Origin of the sequence: Allostreptomyces psammosilenae, assembly GCF_013407765.1 — a bacterium.
In the GTDB taxonomy this organism is placed as follows: domain Bacteria; phylum Actinomycetota; class Actinomycetes; order Streptomycetales; family Streptomycetaceae; genus Allostreptomyces; species Allostreptomyces psammosilenae.
The window spans coordinates 1,748,428-1,764,842 of sequence record NZ_JACBZD010000001.1; the positions used below are offsets into that span (position 1 = coordinate 1,748,428).

Consider the following 16,415-nt stretch of genomic DNA (forward strand, 5'->3'; position numbering starts at 1 on the left):
CCGATCCGCCCACGGTGTCGGATGCTCACAACCCGGACCGCGGATCATTGTAGGAGCCGACAGGATGGCACTCGGTGTCAGGTCCCCCGTCGCGGTCGCCGCCCGGCCGCCGGCACGGCCTCGCGCGCGCCGCGCCCCCGGCCGAACGCCCTGGTGACGCCCCATCGGGCGGGCCGTGGGCGGCGCCGGTCCGGCCGAGCCGAGCCGAGCTCACCGGGGCCGGCTCAGCCGAGGCGCGTCTGGCCGCGGGGACGCAGCGCCTCGGCCAGGTCCTCGGCCAGCCGCGGCAGCTCCGCCACCCGCAGCGGCGAGATCGTCACCCGCAGCCCCTGCGGCGAGCGGAGCCGGAACCGGGCTCCGGGGGCCACCGCCCAGCCCCGGGCCAGCAGCCTGGTCACCGCGCCCGTCTCGTCGTCGCACGGCACCCACACGTTCATCCCGGTGCGGCCGTGCGCCGCCACGCCCTGGCGGCGCAGCAGCTCCACCAGGCCGGCGCGGCGCTCGTCGTACGCGGACGCCACCGCGCGCACCCGCTCCGGGTCGTGCGCCCGCCACAGCTCGGCGACGGTGTCCTGGAGCAGGTGGCTCACCCAGCCGGCGCCCAGCCGCTGGCGACCGCGCAGCGCGTCCGCGGTCCGCCGGTCCGCGGCCACCGCGGCCACCCGCAGGTCGGGGCCCTGGGCCTTGGCCGCGGAGCGGACCGCGGCCCAGCGCGGCCCGGCCCCGGTGACGGTGTGCAGGGGCACCCCGGCGATGCCGTGTCCGTGGTCGTCCTCGATCAGCAGCGCGTCGGGGTGGGCGGCGAGCACGGCGCGCAGCCGCTCGGCGCGCTCCGCCGTGACGGCCGCGCCGGTCGGGTTGTGCGCCCGGGCCGTCAGCACCAGGGCGCGCGCCCCCGAGGCCAGGGCGGCCTCGACGGCCTCCACCCGCGGGCCGGCGTCGTCCACCGCCATCGGCACCGTGCGCAGCCCCAGGGCCGGCAGCAGGTCGAGCAGCGCGGTCCACCCCGGATCCTCCACGGCCACCCCGTCCCCGGGGCGGGTCCAGGCGGACAGCAGCAGCTCGACGGCGTTCAGCGCGCCCGAGGTCACGGCCAGATGGTCGGCGGCGACGCCCTCGGCCCGGAAGCGGGCCCGCGCCACCTCGGTCAGCAGCGGGCTCTCCTGCCCGGCGCCGTACAGCACCGGCCGTTCCGCGTACCGGCGGGCGGCGGCGGCCAGCGCCTGGGTGTGGGAGGGCAGCAACGCCGGGTCCGGGTTCCCGCCGGACAGGTCGCGGGCCCCCTCCGGCACCGCGACCCGCATCTGGTCCCGCGCCGTGGTCCGCGGCCGCGCCCGCACCCGGGTGCCGCGCCGGCCCTCGGTCTCCACCACCCCGCGGTCCCGCAGCAGCCGGTAGGCCGCCGCCACGGTGTTCGGGTTGACGCCCAGCTCCCGCGCCACCTCGCGCAGCGGCGGCAGCGACTGCCCGGGATCCAGTTCCCCGTCCGCCACGGCGCGCTCGACGTCGGCGGCGATCTCCGCCGCCCGGTTGCCGCGGAAACGGTAGCTCGCTGACACGGGCCCAGTATGCACTAGTTCAACGCCGGCCGGGCTCCGCCGGAGCCTCCGCCGGAAGCCGGCGGCCTTGACCCGCCCCGGCACCGGCGCGACATGATCGTGCCATGGGATGGCTGGAGCAGCTCGAACAGCAGGCGGCCGCGCGGTTGCCCGACTACGTCCACGACTACTTCCGCTGCGGCGCGGGCACCGAGACCACGCTGCGCGAGGACCTCGCCGCCTGGGCACGGCCGCGGCTGCGCCCGCGCGTGCTCCGCGACGTCTCCCGGATCAGCACCGCGACCACCGTCCTCGGCACCCCCGTCGACACCCCCGTTCTGGCCGCCCCCACCGCCCAGCAGGTGGCGGCCCACCCCGGCGGGGAGGCGGAGACGGCCAAGGGCGCCGCCGCCGTCGGCTCGCTGGTCGGCGTCTCCACCAACACCGGCGTGCGCTTCGCCGACATCGCCGCCGGCGGCGCCCCCTGGTGGTACCAGGTCTACGTCATGCGCGACCGCGGCCTGACCGCCGAGCTGGTCCGCCGGGCGAGCGCCGCCGGCGCCGGGGCGCTGCTGCTCACCGTGGACCTCCCGGTGGTGGGCCGGCGCGAAGGCGTGGCCGACCCCACCTCCTGGGCCGACGAGAGCCGGGCCAACCGGCGCGCCAACTTCCACGGCATCGACCTGACCGCGCTGCCCGCGGACGCCACCGCCACCGCCCCCGACATCGGTCCGGACACCATCGGCTGGCTCCGGGAGCTGTCCGGACTCCCGGTGCTGGTCAAGGGGGTGCTGCGGGGCGACGACGCGCGGCGCTGCGTGGCCGCCGGCGCCGCCGGCGTGGTGGTCTCCACCCACGGCGGCCGGCAGCTGGACCGCTCGGTTCCCGCCGCCCGGGCCCTGCCGGAGGTCGCCGCCGCCCTGGCCGAGGAGCGGGGGCCGGACGGCGCCCCCGCCGAGACCTACGTCGACAGCGGGCTGCGCCGCGGCGAGGACGTGCTGGTGGCGCTCGCCCTGGGCGCCCGCGCGGTCTTCGTCGGCCGGCCCGTGCTGTGGGGCCTGGCCACCGGCGGCTCGGGAGGCGTCGCCGACGTGCTGGGGCGGCTGACCGCCGAACTCGCCGGCGCCATGGCCCTCACCGGCGCGCCGACCTGCGCGGAGATCGGCCCCGACCTGCTGTTCGACCCCGGCACCTGAGCGGCCGGACGGCGGTGAGCGGGGCGCGCCCACCGCGCGGACCGCCCACCGCCGTCCCCGAGCGGCTCAGGGAAGACGCCAGTCCACCGGCGGCGCCCCCTGCTCGGCGAGCAGCTGGTTCGCCCGGCTGAACGGACGCGAGCCGAAGAACCCGCGATCCGCCGACATCGGGCTGGGGTGCGCGGACTCGATGCACGGCACACCGGGCATCAGCGGACGCAGGTTCCGCGCGTCCCGCCCCCACAGGATCGCCACCATCGGCTTGCCCCGGCCCGCCAGGGCCCGGATCGCCTGCTCGGTGACCTCCTCCCACCCCTTGCCCCGGTGCGCGCCCGGGCGGCGCGGCGCCGTCGTCAGGGCCCGGTTCAGCAGCAGCACGCCCTGACGCGCCCACGGGGTGAGGTCGCCGTTCGACGGCGGGGGCAACGCCAGGTCGTTGCCGTACTCCCGGAAGATGTTCACCAGGCTGGCCGGAATCGGCCGAACCTCGGGAGCCACCGAGAAACTGAGGCCAACGGCGTGACCCGGGGTCGGATACGGATCCTGCCCGACGATCAACACCCGGACGTCGTCGAACGGCTGGGTGAACGCGCGCAGCACGTCCTTCCCCGCGGGCAGATAGCCGCGCCCCGCGGCGATCTCGGCCCGCAGGAAGTTCCCCATCTCGGCCACCCGGCCGGCCACCGGCTCCAGCGCCTTGGCCCAGCCCTCTTCGACGATCTCGTGCAACGGACGCCCACTCACGGCGGCCACCCTACTGAAGGATCGTCTGCTGCCGCAGCCCGGCGGCGGACGGCCCTCCCGCACCCTCCGTGACCGCCGACGGCGCCCGTGGGAAGGGGTCGGCACGGCAGTGCGGGAAGAATCACATCCGGCCGTCCTGCTTTGCCAACGGCACCGGGGTGCGTCGTAGCGTGTGGCCCATGTCCAATTCAACCGATACGGAGGGCAGCCGATCCGAGGAGCGGTCGGCCACCCCGGTGTACGACGCGCTGGTGGCGGAGAAGGGTGTCCCCCACCTCCCGCCGATCGACGTCGAGATGACCCCCTGGTACCCCGAGCGCGCCCTCACCGAGCGCCTCCAGCAGCGCGCGGCCGCGGCCCCGCAGCCGGCCCCACAGGGCATGCGCCCGCACGGCCCCGCGGCGCCGGGACACCCCGCGCCCGGCGCCCCCGCCGGCCCGCGTAGCGCCGGGCCCACCGGCCAGCCCGGCATCCCCGGCCCCCGCCGCCCCGGGGACGACCGCCCCGGCGGACCGCGCCGCCCCCTCGGCGCCCAGCCCCAGCGGACGCCCGCCGCCGGACCCGCGCCCCGACCCGCGGGCGGCCCGGCCACCGGCGGCGCCGACCGCGGCGAACCGCGCCGCCGCCCGCTCGGCACCGGCGTCGACGGCGCGCCCAACGGCCAGCGCGCCGCCGGGCCCGACGACTCCGACCTGACCTCCACCCGGCCCTTCCAGGTGGCCTTCTAGGACGCGCGAGGCGCCCCGCCCACGCCGGCCACCCACGCCGCCCGGGGCCTCGGACGGGGGCGGCGCGGAACCGGAACCAACCGGTCCGCGCCGCCCCCGACGCCGTGCCGCCTCACAGCCGCCACGGGCGCACCCCGCCCGGCAGCGGCGCCGCCGGGTCGTAGGGGCGCCGCGTGTAGACGAAGGTGTTCACCTCCAGGTGGGTCACCGACCCGTCCCCGGCGCGCACCACCCGCAGCCGCTCCCCGGCGTGGTAGCCGTCCAGGCCGACCCACTCCGTGTCGCCCTCCCCGGCCACCGCCCCACCCACCGGGCGGAACCGGCTCTCCCGGCCGCCGGCCCCGAGCGGGCTCAGCTCCAGCACCAACCCGCCCCCGGCCGGCGCCGGATCCGGCCACGCCGCCCCGTCCCACGCCCCGGTCCGCAACCGCAGCACGTGCGGCGCCGGCCCCCAGTACCAGGGACCGGTGATCTCCAGCAGCGCCGGCGGCACCGTCCCGGACGGCAGCGGGCTCCACACGTCCGGCACCCGCGGCTGCCGCTCCCGCACGATCCGCAGCAGGTCGGTGGCGAGGAGGCGGTTCACCCCGCTCGTCGCGTCCGCCAGGAACACCACCCCGGTCCGCTCGGCGACGTCCAGCCACAACCCGGCCACGAACCCCGGCATCGAACCGGAGTGCCCGACCAGCCGTGCCCCGTCCACCCGGGCCAGCGCAAGCCCGAGCCCCCATCCGTCGCCGTCGCCGTCCACCGCGCTCACCGGCGCCCGCATCTCCGCCAGCGTGGCCGGCGCCAGCACCCCGCCGGTGTCACCGTCCAGGAAGGCGATCCAGCGGGCCAGGTCCGGCACCGTCGACCACAGCTGCCCGGCGGGCGCCATCGCCGCCGTGTCGTTGTCCGCCGGCTCCGGCAGCGTCACGTCCGCCCACGGGTGCACCGCCAGGCCGTGCGCGTGCGGCGGCCGCGCCGTCACCGTGGTGTCCCGCAGACCCAGCGGCGCGCAGATCCGCTCACGCAGCACCTCCTCCCACGGCGCCCCGCGCAACCGCTCCACCAGCCGGCCCAGCAGCGCGAAGCCCAGGTTGGAGTAGTGGAACGCCGCGTCCTGACGCGCCCGCACCGGCGGCGCGCCCGCCAACCGGGCGTCCAGCTCCGGCCACCCCGTCCCCGGGCTGCGCTCCCACCACGGACCGGGCGGCTCGGCGGTCAGCCCGGAGGTGTGCGACAGCAGCGACGCCACGGTCAGCTCGGCCACGCCCGGCGACGCGGCCTCCGGCAGGTGCCGGCCCAGCGGCTCGTCCAGCGCCAGCAGCCCCTCGTCCCGCAGCTGCATGACCAGCACCGCCACGAAGGTCTTGGTCAGCGAACCCACGCGGTACTGGGTGCGCGGACCCGGCGGCAGCCCGTCGACGTCGCCGCGCACCCCGTGCCACAGCAGGTGACCGTCCCGCACCAGGCCCGCCACCAGCGACGGCACCCGGGCGCGGGCCTGCTCCACGGCCAGACGGTGCAGCAGCGCCCGCTCCGTCTCCGGCAGCAGGGGTTCCGGGCCACGGCCCTGCGGTGGTACGGACCAGGCCGCGGCAGACGTCACGGGACCTCCTCGAAGGACGACGGCGAACGCGCCGATCGTAGCCACGGTGATCCCGCGATGGAGAGATCGGCACCGGCGTGGTTGGGTAGGGGGCGGCACCGGCGACGGACGAACCGTCACCGGGCCGATCCGAGGACACGAAGGAGTAACGAAAGATGGCGACGGTTCGCACCGCGCACACCGACTGGGAAGGCACCCTCTTCGAGGGCAAGGGCACGGTGACCCTGGACTCCTCCGGCCTGGGCAGCTACGAGGTGAGCTGGCCGGCGCGCGCCGAGGAGCCGAACGGGCGCACCAGCCCCGAGGAGCTCATCGCGGCGGCCCACTCGTCCTGCTTCTCGATGGCGCTGTCCAACGGCCTGACCAAGGCGGGCAACCCCCCGCAGACCATCAACACCAAGGCCGAGGTGACCTTCCAGCCCGGCCAGGGCATCACCGGCATCCACATCACGGTGCGCGCCACCGTGGAGGGCCTGGACAACGACGGCTTCGTGGCCGCCGCCGAGGAGGCCAAGAAGAACTGCCCGGTCAGCCAGGCGCTCGCCGGCACCACCATCACGCTGGACGCCGCGCTCGCCTGAGGCGGCCCGCGACACCGGCCCGGCCCCGCGCGGGCCTGACCGCAGCCCCCGCCCGGCCGCACCGGGCGGGGGCCTCCGCCCCGCCGCCGCGCACCCCACGCAGCGTGCGGCCGCGCACCCCGCGACCCCGCCGGGCCCCGCGACGGCCGCCCCGAACCGGCGGTGCGACCTTCCGCGCCCACCGCGGCGTGCGGCACGATGCGCTGGTGGTCTCCGCCGATCCGGCCGTCCGCCCGGCTCCGCCGGGGCCGTCCGCCCTGCGCACCCCGCGACTGCTGCTGCGCCCCTACACCCCCGAGGTGGCGCGCGCCATCGTCGCCGCCGATCCGCGCGGGCGGCGCTGGGCCGCCGGGTTCCCGCGCGACGACGACCAGGACGTCGCCGACCACTACCTGCGGCAGCCCGCAGACGCCGCCGCCCCCTGGCGCCTGCCGTACGAGCTGGTGCTGCTGGAGACCGGCGAGACGATCGGCGGGATCGGCCTGTTCGAGGTGGCCGAGGAGGACGCGGTGGAGGTCGGCTACGGCCTGGTGCCCGGGGCGGAGGGCCGCGGACTCGCCACCGAGGCGCTGGTCGCGCTGCTCACCGCCGTGCTGGCGTTACCGGCCGTCCGCCGGGTGGTGGCGATCACCGAGCACGCGAACGCGGCGTCCCAGCGGGTGCTGGAGAAGGCCGGCATGGTGCGTATCGGCGCGGACGCCGAGATGTACCACTACACGACCCCCGGGCCGGGCGTCCGCCGGTACCGGGCCGACCGCGAAAACCGCTGATCACCCGCGCGGAAGATCCATCCGAGGCGGCTTCCCGAGGGGTTCACAGCCGACGGGGCCTTCGTTACCCTCGGGCATGGGAGCGCTCTCACAGCATTATGGGAGCGCTCTCACGGGCGCGTTGTTGTCAGTACTCCGACAACGCTGGCGGCAATCGCGCCCCGCCAGTGTCCTCCGACCAACCCAGATGTGGCGGTACTCCATGGTCTCCATCGGCAAGACCACTGTTCGGCGCGTGTTAGCGGTGCTGGGGGCCTCCCTGGCACTGCTGATGACCGTCGCCACCGGCAGCGCCTCCGCGCACGGCTCCGTCAGCGACCCGCCCGCTCGCCACTACGGCTGCTACCAGCGGTGGGCCCAGAACTGGCAGGCGCCGGAGATGGCCACCCAGGACCCGATGTGCTACCAGGCGTGGCGGTCCGACCCCTCCGCGATGTGGAACTGGAACGGCCTGCTGCGCGACGGTGTCGGCGGCAACCACCAGGCCGCCGTCCCGGACGGGCAGCTGTGCAGCGGCGGCCTGACCCAGAACGGCCGCTACGCCGCCCTGGACGTGCCCGGCGCCTGGAAGACCGTGAACAAGCCCAACCGGTTCACGCTCAACCTGCTGGACCAGTCGTCGCACGGCGCCGACTACATCCGCGTCTACGTCACCAAGCAGGGCTTCGACCCGACCACCCAGCGACTGCGGTGGAGCGACCTGGAGCTGGTCAGCCAGACGGGCCGGATCCCGACCGGCACCACGACCCCCGTCACGGTGAACGCCCCCGGCCGCACCGGGCACCACATCGTCTACACGGTGTGGCAGGCCAGCCACCTCGACCAGTCGTACTACTTCTGCAGCGACGTCAACTTCACCGGCTGACGGTGACCGGGACGGGGCCGGGGGCACTGGCGCCCCCGGCCCCGTCCCCCTTCGGCGTTCCCGCGGCCCGCGCACCCACCCGCCGGACGGCTCCCCCGAACGCGGATGCGGGGAGGACCGGCCGGCTGGCAGCATGAACCCATGACCAGCCCCGACCGCGCCGCCGACCGCAGCGCCGCCCGCGACAGCATCCACGGGCTCGCGCTCGGCGACGCCTTCGGCGAACGCTGGTTCCCGCTGTTCCGCCACGGCCGCCCGCGGGTGACCGACATCCGGGCCCGCCGACTCCCCGGGGACGACCACTGGCCCTGGACCGACGACACCGCGTTGGCGCTCGGCGTCTGGCGGGTGCTCGACACCCACGGCGAGATCGACCAGACCGACCTGGCCCGCACCTTCGGCCGGCTCTTCACCGCCGACCCCGCGCGGGGGTACGGCAGCGGCATGCACGACCTGCTGCCGCGGCTGGCCGAGGAACCGTCGGCCTGGCGGGAGGCGGCACGCGGCCTGTTCGGCGGTCAGGGCAGCCTGGGCAACGGCGCCGCGATGCGGGTGGCGCCGCTCGGGGCCTGGTTCCGCGCCGACCTGGAGCGCGTCGCCGAGCAGGCGGCGCGGTCGGCGGAGGTGACCCACGCCCACCCGGACGGCGTCGCCGGCGCGGTCGCCGTGGCGCTCGCGGCGGCCCTCGCCGCCCGACGGGACCAGCCCACCCCGCGCCCCGACGCGCTGCTGCGCCAGGTGGCCGAGCGGACCCCGGGCGGCGGGGTGCGCGCCGGCCTGCTCCGCGCCGCCGCGCTGCCACCGGAGACCACCCCGCAGGGGGCGGCCCACGTACTCGGCAGCGGAGCACGGATCCGGGCCGACGACACCGTGCCGTTCGCCCTGTGGTGCGCCGCACGCCACCTCGACGACCTGGTGGAGGCGCTGTGGGCGACCGCCGAAGGGCTGGGGGACGTCGACACCACCTGCGCCATCGCCGGCGGCGTCGTCGCGGCGCGCACCGGGCTCGACGCCGTCCCGCCCGAGTGGCTGGCCCGGCGCGAACCACTGCCGGAGTGGGTGGAGGAGGGCTCGTAGGGTAGCGCCCCACGGGCGTGGGCTGGAGGCGGCGCCGGGCGCCGTCAGCGGCGCGCGCCGAACCGTGGACGACGGCCGAACGGCACCGCGCGGTTGAGCCGGCGTCGGCGCCGGGCACAGCCGCAGGAACGTTTCGGACGGATGCCGAGCCTGGCGGTGAGCAGCGCGAGGAGATCACCCGCGCCGGTGACGGGACGACGACCTCGCCGACGACCACCCGGTGTCACGACCGGCTCCGCCGGAACGTCGGCCGGAACGGCCCGCCGCCCGCGCAGTCGCATTTCTTGCCCGCGTTCTTCGGATCGTTCGTGCACTTCTCCACGCAGAACCGCGCTCCCCAGAACCCCCTGTCCCGGAGGTACTTCTTCCCGTCACAGATCACGTAGTAGTCGTCCTCGCCGCTGCTCCGGTTGGTCAGTCCGGCGAGGGCCGCGGCCATCGAGAGGGCCGCGGTGACCGCCCTGGTCTTGTTCATGAGCGTCGGCTATTCCGGCTCGTAGTAGCAGTAGGTCTTCTCGCCACAGGTCACGCAGTCCTCGCGGCCGGCGCTCCTGACACTCCGGACGGCGAGCCCGCCGGCGGCCAACGCCGCCAGACAGAGCGCCACGGTGACCGCCCTGTCGTTGATCACTTCTGCTCCTGCTTGCAGTTCGTGTAGGCCTTGAAGCAGTCCTCGTAGCCGACGTCCTGGCAGTAGTCCTTCTTCGCCCATCTCACGCACTCCCGGTTGCCGGAGCTGCGCCTGACCAGCCCGGTGAGTGCGGCGACGGCGAGGGATACCGAGGCTGCTTTGGCGATGCTCGGGGCCATGGCTTCGTCCCGTCGTTGCTGCGCGGTCGGAAGGCGACACGGCGGACGGCCCGGCGCCGCCCGTCCCCCGTGGCCGGCTGGTCGCCTCCGTCCATCGAATCACGCGCCGGGGGAGCGCGCAGTCCGGCATGGGCGCGTTGGGCCGTCGCGGGGTGGGGACGTAGCGTGCGGTCTCGTGCCTGACGATCCACACACCCCGCACCAGCCGAATCGGCCGCACCAGCCGAACCACCGGACCCGGCCGACCCGGCCCACCCGCCCCCGAGGGCTGCCGTCCCGTTCCGCGCCCGGTGGCCGGGGTGGTGCGGTGGCCCTGGTGTTGGCCGGGGCGCTCTCCCTGCAGTTCGGGGCGGCCCTGGCGGCCTCGCTGTTCCCGATGGCCGGCCCGCTCGGCGTGGTGACGCTGCGCCTCGGCGTCGCGGCCGTGGTGCTGCTCGCCGTGGCCCGCCCCGCCGTGCGGGGGTACGGCCGGCGGGACTGGGCGGTGGTGATCTCCTTCGGCCTGGCGCTGGCCGCGATGAACGCGTCCTTCTACCAGGCCATCGACCGCGTGCCGCTGGGCGTCGCGGTGACCCTGGAGTTCCTGGGGCCGCTGGGGCTGGCCGTGGTGGGCTCCCGCCGGCTGGTCGACCTGGTGTGGGTCGCGCTGGCCGGAACGGGGGTGCTGCTGCTGGGCGAGGCCGGCACCGCCGGCGACGCCGGCTCCCTCGATCCGCTGGGCGTGGGCTTCGCCCTGCTCGCCGGCGCCTGCTGGGCGGCCTACATCCTGTTGGCGGCCCGCGCCGGGGCGCGGTTCCCCCGGGCGGACGGCCTGGCCCTGGCGATGGCGATCGGCGCCGTGGCCGTGCTGCCGTTCGGGGTCGTGGACGCCGGGGCGGCGTTGCTGGACACCCGGGTGCTGCTGCTGGGCGCCGGCGTGGCCCTGCTGTCCTCGGTGCTGCCCTACACCCTGGAGCTGATGGCGCTGCGCCGGCTCTCCCCGGGCACGTTCGGCGTGCTGATGAGCCTGGAGCCGGCCGTGGCGGCGCTGGCCGGATGGCTGGTGCTCGACCAGGCCCTCGGCGCCTGGCAGTCGTTGGCCATCGCCCTGGTGGTGGTCGCCGGCGCGGGCGCCGTCCGCTCCGGGCGGCCCGCCGACGCCGGCCCGCGCTCGCGGCCGGCCGCGGAGGAGGGGGCGGATGGCTGAGCCCGGCGCCCGTGGGGGGCGTTCCCGGTGGTGCGCGGATCCGCGGCTCCCGCAAGCCTCAGAGGTATACGGAAACCTCATACACCTCAGCAATATCTCTGAACCTCATGTGCGCCAGAGGTATGTAAGAACTCACGCACCTCAGAGGGATGTCAAAGCCTCATGTTTTTCAGAGCTACGCGTAAACCTCACATGCTGTACAGATATGCACAGCCCTCACACGCCCCAGAGGCCCCGAGTTATCCACAGCCGCACGATTCACCACTGCGGTCGGTCTTCTCCCCGTGGGATCCTGAGAAAGGGGACCTCAAATCCCCCCTATGGGGGGTTCGGGGGGAGGGTGGGGGCGGCGGGTGTGCGGTGCCTCGGGTGTGTGGTGCTGCGGGCAGCGAGGACAGGGGCGGGGAGGACAAGGGGAGGACAGGGGCGGGGAGGAACAGGCCGCGGTGAGTCCGCGGGTGGTTGGTGCCTTGCTCGTTGAGCCGGAGGGAGATCCCCGGGGCGCGCCGCGGGTTGGGCGGCCGGAAGGGCGACGGCGGTCCGGTCGGTTGACGGGCCGGGCCGGCCGATCGGCTGGTGGCACCCGGATCCGGCACGCGGGCCGGACGGGTTGTGGGGGTCAGCGGCGCGTCGCCGGTGGCCGCTCGGTGGGATGCGTCTACGGTCGTCTTCCACGCCGGGCCGGTGGGGCCGGGCCGTCCGCCCGGCGGATCGACGGGTGAGCGAGGCGGCGGCTCACCCGTGCGGCGCGTCCGTGCGGTCACCCGGGCAGCGGGCCCGTGCGGCGGGGCCGTGCTGTGGGGCCGTGCTGTGGGGTCCGAGCGGTCACCCGGGCGGCAGGTCCGGGGCGGCTCGCCCCAGCGGCGGGGTCCGGGCGGTGGAACAGCGTGGAACGGCGTGGCGGCCGAGGAGGGGCGTGGAATGGACGAGCGGCGCGAGGGCGGCGTGGGAGAGCCGGCGTGAGCCGGGTGGTCGCGCAGCCGGCCCGGCTGGTGGTGCTGGAGCCGGACTGGTGGGCCTGGAACCAGGCCCACCTCGGTCACCTGGCCGCCGTGGCCCTGCGGATCGCCGCCGCGAAGGTCGCGGCCACGACGGGCGCCGGGCATGTGCCGCGCAGCCTGTCACTGTGCGTGCCCGCCCATCCCGAGCCCGGCGCGATGGAGGTCACCGCCACCGCCGGGCGGGCCGAGGACGACTCCCGCACGGTCACCCTGCGCGGGCTCCAGGGCGGGCAGCCGGTGCTGCTGGCCACGGCGGTCCTGGGCGCCAAGTACTCCGGCCCGCGGCTCCTCGGCCCCACCGCCCCGCGGGTGGTGGAGCCGGCCCGCTGCCCCGAGGCGGTGCTGTCCACCGAGGGCGTGCCGATGGCGGCGCTGGTGGAGTTCCGCCCCGCCGAGGCGCCCCCCGGCACCGTCCCCGACGGCGCGGCGCTCGGAAGGTCCGGCGGGACCGGTGGGCCCGCCGGGTCGGGCGGCCCCGGCGCGTCCGGACGGCACGGCTGGCTCCAGGCGTGGGTGCGGTTCCGGGACGGGCGGCCGCTCGACCCGCCGGCCGCCGCGGTGCTGGCCGACGCCCTGCCGCCGGCGTTGTACCGCAGCGTGGACGTCCCCCGCTCGGTGGACAGCCGCGAGCTGACCCTCCACTACACCGACGCCTGGCCGGCCGGCGGGCGTCAGCTCGCCGCGGGCTGGGCCCTGGCCCGGCTGCGCACCGTGCACGCCGGCGGCGGCTGGGCGCTGGAGGAGGGTCAGCTGTGGAGCGAGCACGGCCGGCTGCTCGCCCTCACCCGGCACACCCGGCGGCTCGCCGCCACCCCGGTGCGGGCGACCGGCTGAGCCGCGACCGGGCTGAGCCGCGACCGGGCTGAGCACCGCGACCGGCGCCGCCGGGGTCAGGACGACGCCGCGACCGGCGTACCGCCGTGCAGGTAGGCCGTCGTCCCCCGCGCGGCGGCCTCGACCGCCGCCCGCAGCCGCGCCGCCTTGTACTCCGGCAGCAGTTCCACGGCCTCCTCCACCGGCTTGAACGCGTAGGCGTCGAGCTCCTCCTCCTGCAGGCGGATGGCCGACGGGTCCGCCAGCGTCCCGCAGTCGAAGACGTAGCCGAACCAGCCCCGGGCGCCCGGACGCGGCGTCACCCAGTCCACGACCAGCAGCCGACCCGGTGTGACGTCCAGGCCCACCTCCTCGGCCACCTCCCGGCGGCAGCACGCGTGGGGTGGTTCGTCGCCCTCCATCACCCCGCCCGGCAGGTTCCAGCCCGGCCGGTAGTTCGGCTTGACCACGAGCACCCGCCCCAGCGGGTCGGTGATCAGCGCCGCGGCGGCCGCGTGGAAGGTCGGCAGCGTGGCGAGCCAGGCGTCGTGCTCCAGCAGGTCGGGTCGGGCCCCCGAGGCGGTCGCCCCGGTGGGGGTGCCCCCGGCGTGCGGGGCGGCGGTTCCACGTTCGGTCGTCATCGCCCCACGCTACCGCGCGCCCCCGCGTGCGCCGTGCGCTCCCCACCACGGATGGTTACCGATGGGTAGTCGGCAGCGGGGGCGTCGCCATCACCTCCTCGATCCACCCTGGCGAGCACACCCACATCGGGCCCGCCCGCTACGGGGTCGGCTCCAACGCCATGGGACCGCTGGTCGAGGTGCGGGCACCAGCACCGGCACCGGCGCCGGGCCGAGCCGGGCGACTGACCGTCCGGTGGTGGTGGCCCGGCGGCCCCGGGTCAGCCGGGGCGCACGGCGGCTACCTGGTGGTTTACGGCCGCTTGACTGACAAGAAATGTGCTCCTTACGTTCCGTGGATAGCGTACGGAGACCGATCTTGACCGGTCCCGTCGTCGGTTCCGACCACCGGCGAGGGCGCGGCGCGACCTTCGAGGTGTGAGCATGCGACTGACCCCGCACGAGCAGGAACGCCTGCTCATCCACGTGGCAGCGGACGTGGCCAGGCGCCGCAAGGAGCGCGGCCTCAAGCTCAACCATCCCGAGGCGGTCGCCCTGATCACCTCCTTCGTGCTCGAGGGCGCGCGCGACGGGCTCAGCGTCGCCGAACTCATGGAGAAGGGGCGCCAGGTGCTCACCCGCGACGACGTCATGGAGGGCATCCCCGAGATGATCCACGACGTGCAGGTCGAGGCGACCTTCCCGGACGGCACCAAGCTGGTCACCGTGCACGACCCGATCGTGTGACCGCACGGCACCCCGCCCCCGCCCCGGACCCACCCCACGACGCCACCGACCTGACGAGGAGCCGGCAGCGATGAGCGACACCCCCCAGCCGCGACCGGCGGACCGGATGGTCCCCGGGCAGATCGTCTTCGGCGACGGGCCGATCCGGGTCAACGCCGGCCGGCCCGTCACCACGCTCACCGTGGTCAACACCGCCGACCGCCCCGTCCAGGTCGGATCCCACTACCACTTCGCCGAGGCCAACCCCGGCCTGGAGTTCGACCGCGCCGCCGCCCACGGCCTGCGCCTGGACGTCCCCGCCGGCACCGCCGTGCGCTTCGAACCCGGCATCCCGACCGAGGTGCACCTCGTCCCGATCGGCGGACGCCGCGTCGTCGCCGGCCTGCGCGGCCAGACCCGAGGAGCCCTCGATGCGTGAGATCGCCCGCCCCACCTACGCCGACCTCTTCGGCCCCACCGCCGGCGACCGCATCCGCCTCGCCGACACCGACCTGTTCGTCGAGATCGAACAGGACCTCTCCGGCGGCAACGGCCCGAGCGGCGGTGACGAGGCCGTCTTCGGCGGCGGCAAGGTGATCCGCGAGTCCATGGGACAGGCCCGCACCACCCGCGCCGAGGGCGCCCCCGACACGGTCATCACCGGCGCCGTCATCCTCGACCACTGGGGGATCGTCAAGGCGGACGTCGGCATCCGCGACGGGCGCATCTGCGGCATCGGCAAGGCCGGCAACCCCGACACCATGGACGGCGTCCGCCCCTCCCTGGTCATCGGCCCGGAGACGGAGATCATCGCCGGCAACGGCCGGATCCTCACCGCCGGCGCCATCGACGCCCACGTCCACTTCATCACCCCCACCCTCGCCGACGAGGCGCTCTCCGCCGGCGTCACCACCATGGTCGGCGGCGGCACCGGCCCGGCCGAGGGCTCCAAGGCCACCACCGTCACCCCCGGCTCCTGGCACCTCGCCCGGATGCTGGAGGCGCTGGACTCCACCCCGGTCAACATCGGCCTGCTCGCCAAGGGCAACACCGTCAGCGAGGCCGCGCTCCTCGCCCAGCTGCGCGGCGGGGCCGCCGGCTTCAAGATCCACGAGGACTGGGGCGCCACCCCCGCCGTCATCGACGCCTGCCTGCGGGTCTGCGAGGACACCGGCGCCCAGCTCGCCATCCACACCGACACCCTCAACGAGGCCGGATTCGTCGAGGACACCCTCGCGGCCATCGCCGGGCGCACCATCCACACGTACCACACCGAGGGGGCCGGCGGCGGGCACGCGCCCGACATCATCGAGGTCGTCGCGCAGCCCAACGTGCTTCCGTCCTCCACCAACCCCACCCGCCCGCACACCGTCAACACCGTCGACGAGCACCTCGACATGCTGATGGTCTGCCACCACCTCAACCCCGCCGTCCCCGAGGACCTGGCGTTCGCCGAGTCGCGGATCCGCCCCACCACCATCGCGGCCGAGGACGTGCTGCACGACCTCGGGGCGATCTCCATCATCAGCTCCGACTCCCAGGCCATGGGCCGCATCGGCGAGGTCATCCTGCGCACCTGGCAGACCGCCCACGTGATGAAGCGCCGCCGCGGACCCCTCGCCGGCGACGGCCCCGCCGACAACCTGCGCGCCCGCCGCTACGTCGCCAAGTACACGATCAACCCGGCGATCGCCCAGGGCCTGCACACCGAGATCGGCTCGGTGGAGACCGGCAAGCTCGCCGACCTGGTGCTGTGGACCCCCGCCTTCTTCGGCGTCAAGCCCGACCTCGTCATCAAGGGCGGAACCATCGCCTGGGCCCAGATGGGCGACGCCAACGCCTCCATCCCCACCCCCCAGCCGGTGCTGCCCCGCGGCATGTTCGGAGCCACCGGCCGCGCCGCCTCCACCGGCTCGCTCAACTTCGTCTCCCCGCTGGCCATCGAGGACTCCCTGCCCGAGCGGCTGCACCTGCACAAGCCGTTCACCGCGACCGCCTCCACCCGGGGCGTCACCAAGGACGACATGCGGCTCAACGACGCCCGGCCGCACGTGGAGGTGGACCCGGACACCTTCACCGTGCGCATCGACGGCGACCCGGTCGAACCCGAACCGGCGCGGGAGCTGCCCATGGCCCAGCGCTACTTCCTCTTCTGAGCCCCGGCAC

The 16,415-nt window shown here is 75.7% G+C and carries 17 protein-coding genes; 11 read left to right on the forward strand and 6 right to left on the reverse strand.

The features are described 5' to 3' along the window. Positions 1 to 224: 224 nt before the first annotated feature. Positions 225 to 1,559: an aminotransferase class I/II-fold pyridoxal phosphate-dependent enzyme gene (locus tag FHU37_RS06950; RefSeq protein WP_179813329.1), complete on the reverse strand. Its 1,335-nt coding sequence runs from the start codon at positions 1,557 to 1,559 to the stop codon at positions 225 to 227. Between the two features lie 104 nt (positions 1,560 to 1,663). Here FHU37_RS06950 and FHU37_RS06955 point away from each other — a divergent pair, with 104 nt between their 5' ends. Then, positions 1,664 to 2,734, forward strand: coding sequence for an alpha-hydroxy acid oxidase (locus tag FHU37_RS06955; RefSeq protein ID WP_179813330.1), 1,071 nt, complete (start codon positions 1,664 to 1,666; stop codon positions 2,732 to 2,734). Between the two features lie 66 nt (positions 2,735 to 2,800). Here the strand turns inward: FHU37_RS06955 and FHU37_RS06960 are convergent, their stop codons facing one another. Beyond that, the gene (locus FHU37_RS06960) at positions 2,801 to 3,478 is read right to left on the reverse strand and encodes a uracil-DNA glycosylase (RefSeq protein ID WP_179813331.1); all 678 of its coding nucleotides are present in this window, start codon (positions 3,476 to 3,478) and stop codon (positions 2,801 to 2,803) included. A 179-nt stretch (positions 3,479 to 3,657) separates the two neighbouring features. On the opposite strand from FHU37_RS06960, the gene FHU37_RS06965 reads away from it, so the two are divergent. After that, positions 3,658 to 4,206 carry a hypothetical protein gene (locus tag FHU37_RS06965; RefSeq protein WP_179813332.1) on the forward strand — a complete coding sequence of 183 codons (549 nt, stop codon included), beginning with the start codon at positions 3,658 to 3,660 and terminating at the stop codon, positions 4,204 to 4,206. 112 nt (positions 4,207 to 4,318) lie between these two features. Here FHU37_RS06965 and FHU37_RS06970 read toward each other — a convergent pair whose 3' ends face one another. Beyond that, positions 4,319 to 5,800, reverse strand: a complete 1,482-nt coding sequence (locus tag FHU37_RS06970; RefSeq protein WP_312892472.1) for a serine hydrolase domain-containing protein — start codon at positions 5,798 to 5,800, stop codon at positions 4,319 to 4,321. 155 nt (positions 5,801 to 5,955) lie between these two features. On the opposite strand from FHU37_RS06970, the gene FHU37_RS06975 reads away from it, so the two are divergent. The 4 genes from FHU37_RS06975 (at position 5,956) to FHU37_RS06990 (ending at position 9,093) form a co-directional block, all read left to right on the forward strand. Then, positions 5,956 to 6,381, forward strand: a complete 426-nt coding sequence (locus FHU37_RS06975) for an OsmC family protein (protein WP_179813333.1) — start codon at positions 5,956 to 5,958, stop codon at positions 6,379 to 6,381. 206 nt (positions 6,382 to 6,587) lie between these two features. Continuing rightward, positions 6,588 to 7,151: a GNAT family N-acetyltransferase gene (locus FHU37_RS06980; protein WP_179813334.1), complete on the forward strand. Its 564-nt coding sequence runs from the start codon at positions 6,588 to 6,590 to the stop codon at positions 7,149 to 7,151. Positions 7,152 to 7,386: 235 nt separating this feature from the next. Beyond that, positions 7,387 to 8,016: a lytic polysaccharide monooxygenase gene (locus FHU37_RS06985; RefSeq protein WP_312892473.1), complete on the forward strand. Its 630-nt coding sequence runs from the start codon at positions 7,387 to 7,389 to the stop codon at positions 8,014 to 8,016. 141 nt (positions 8,017 to 8,157) lie between these two features. After that, positions 8,158 to 9,093, forward strand: coding sequence for an ADP-ribosylglycohydrolase family protein (locus FHU37_RS06990; protein WP_179813336.1), 936 nt, complete (start codon positions 8,158 to 8,160; stop codon positions 9,091 to 9,093). 223 nt (positions 9,094 to 9,316) lie between these two features. On the opposite strand, the gene FHU37_RS06995 is transcribed toward FHU37_RS06990, so the two are convergent. Both FHU37_RS06995 and FHU37_RS07000 read right to left on the reverse strand, forming a co-directional pair. Next, entirely contained in the window at positions 9,317 to 9,568 is a 252-nt protein-coding gene (locus tag FHU37_RS06995) for a hypothetical protein (RefSeq protein ID WP_179813337.1), read from the reverse strand. A gap of 9 nt (positions 9,569 to 9,577) precedes the next feature. Further along, positions 9,578 to 9,724 (reverse strand): hypothetical protein, encoded by a 147-nt coding sequence (locus tag FHU37_RS07000; RefSeq protein WP_179813338.1) that lies wholly within the window; start codon positions 9,722 to 9,724, stop codon positions 9,578 to 9,580. A 447-nt stretch (positions 9,725 to 10,171) separates the two neighbouring features. Between FHU37_RS07000 and FHU37_RS07005 the strand changes: the two genes are divergently transcribed. After that, positions 10,172 to 11,089 (forward strand): EamA family transporter, encoded by a 918-nt coding sequence (locus FHU37_RS07005; RefSeq protein ID WP_246450537.1) that lies wholly within the window; start codon positions 10,172 to 10,174, stop codon positions 11,087 to 11,089. A gap of 959 nt (positions 11,090 to 12,048) precedes the next feature. After that, the gene (locus tag FHU37_RS07010; protein WP_179813340.1) at positions 12,049 to 12,924 is read left to right on the forward strand and encodes an acyl-CoA thioesterase domain-containing protein; all 876 of its coding nucleotides are present in this window, start codon (positions 12,049 to 12,051) and stop codon (positions 12,922 to 12,924) included. Between the two features lie 56 nt (positions 12,925 to 12,980). Here the strand turns inward: FHU37_RS07010 and FHU37_RS07015 are convergent, their stop codons facing one another. Further along, the gene (locus FHU37_RS07015) at positions 12,981 to 13,544 is read right to left on the reverse strand and encodes an NUDIX domain-containing protein (RefSeq protein ID WP_179813341.1); all 564 of its coding nucleotides are present in this window, start codon (positions 13,542 to 13,544) and stop codon (positions 12,981 to 12,983) included. A 423-nt stretch (positions 13,545 to 13,967) separates the two neighbouring features. On the opposite strand from FHU37_RS07015, the gene FHU37_RS07020 reads away from it, so the two are divergent. From FHU37_RS07020 to FHU37_RS07030, 3 genes are all read left to right on the forward strand, one after another. Beyond that, positions 13,968 to 14,270, forward strand: coding sequence for an urease subunit gamma (locus tag FHU37_RS07020; protein WP_179813342.1), 303 nt, complete (start codon positions 13,968 to 13,970; stop codon positions 14,268 to 14,270). 106 nt (positions 14,271 to 14,376) lie between these two features. Continuing rightward, a complete protein-coding gene (locus FHU37_RS07025; protein ID WP_179816091.1) occupies positions 14,377 to 14,688 on the forward strand; it encodes an urease subunit beta in 312 nt (103 codons plus the stop codon). Next, on the forward strand, positions 14,681 to 16,405 hold the full coding sequence (locus tag FHU37_RS07030; RefSeq protein WP_179813343.1) for an urease subunit alpha: 1,725 nt from the start codon (positions 14,681 to 14,683) through the stop codon (positions 16,403 to 16,405). Before FHU37_RS07025 ends, FHU37_RS07030 begins: the two co-directional genes overlap by 8 nt. Positions 16,406 to 16,415 lie beyond the last annotated feature (10 nt).

Bases quoted from the DNA above. Each gene is read 5' to 3' on its own strand.
- FHU37_RS06955 (WP_179813330.1), top strand. From the start codon at position 1,664: ATGGGATGGCTGGAGCAGCTCGAACAGCAGGCGGCCGCGCGGTTGCCC.
- FHU37_RS06965 (WP_179813332.1), top strand. From the start codon at position 3,658: ATGTCCAATTCAACCGATACGGAGGGCAGCCGATCCGAGGAGCGGTCG.
- FHU37_RS06975 (WP_179813333.1), top strand. From the start codon at position 5,956: ATGGCGACGGTTCGCACCGCGCACACCGACTGGGAAGGCACCCTCTTC.
- FHU37_RS06990 (WP_179813336.1), top strand. From the start codon at position 8,158: ATGACCAGCCCCGACCGCGCCGCCGACCGCAGCGCCGCCCGCGACAGC.
- FHU37_RS06995 (WP_179813337.1), bottom strand. From the start codon at position 9,568: ATGAACAAGACCAGGGCGGTCACCGCGGCCCTCTCGATGGCCGCGGCC.
- FHU37_RS07015 (WP_179813341.1), bottom strand. From the start codon at position 13,544: ATGACGACCGAACGTGGAACCGCCGCCCCGCACGCCGGGGGCACCCCC.
- FHU37_RS07020 (WP_179813342.1), top strand. From the start codon at position 13,968: ATGCGACTGACCCCGCACGAGCAGGAACGCCTGCTCATCCACGTGGCA.
- FHU37_RS07025 (WP_179816091.1), top strand. From the start codon at position 14,377: ATGGTCCCCGGGCAGATCGTCTTCGGCGACGGGCCGATCCGGGTCAAC.
- FHU37_RS07030 (WP_179813343.1), top strand. From the start codon at position 14,681: ATGCGTGAGATCGCCCGCCCCACCTACGCCGACCTCTTCGGCCCCACC.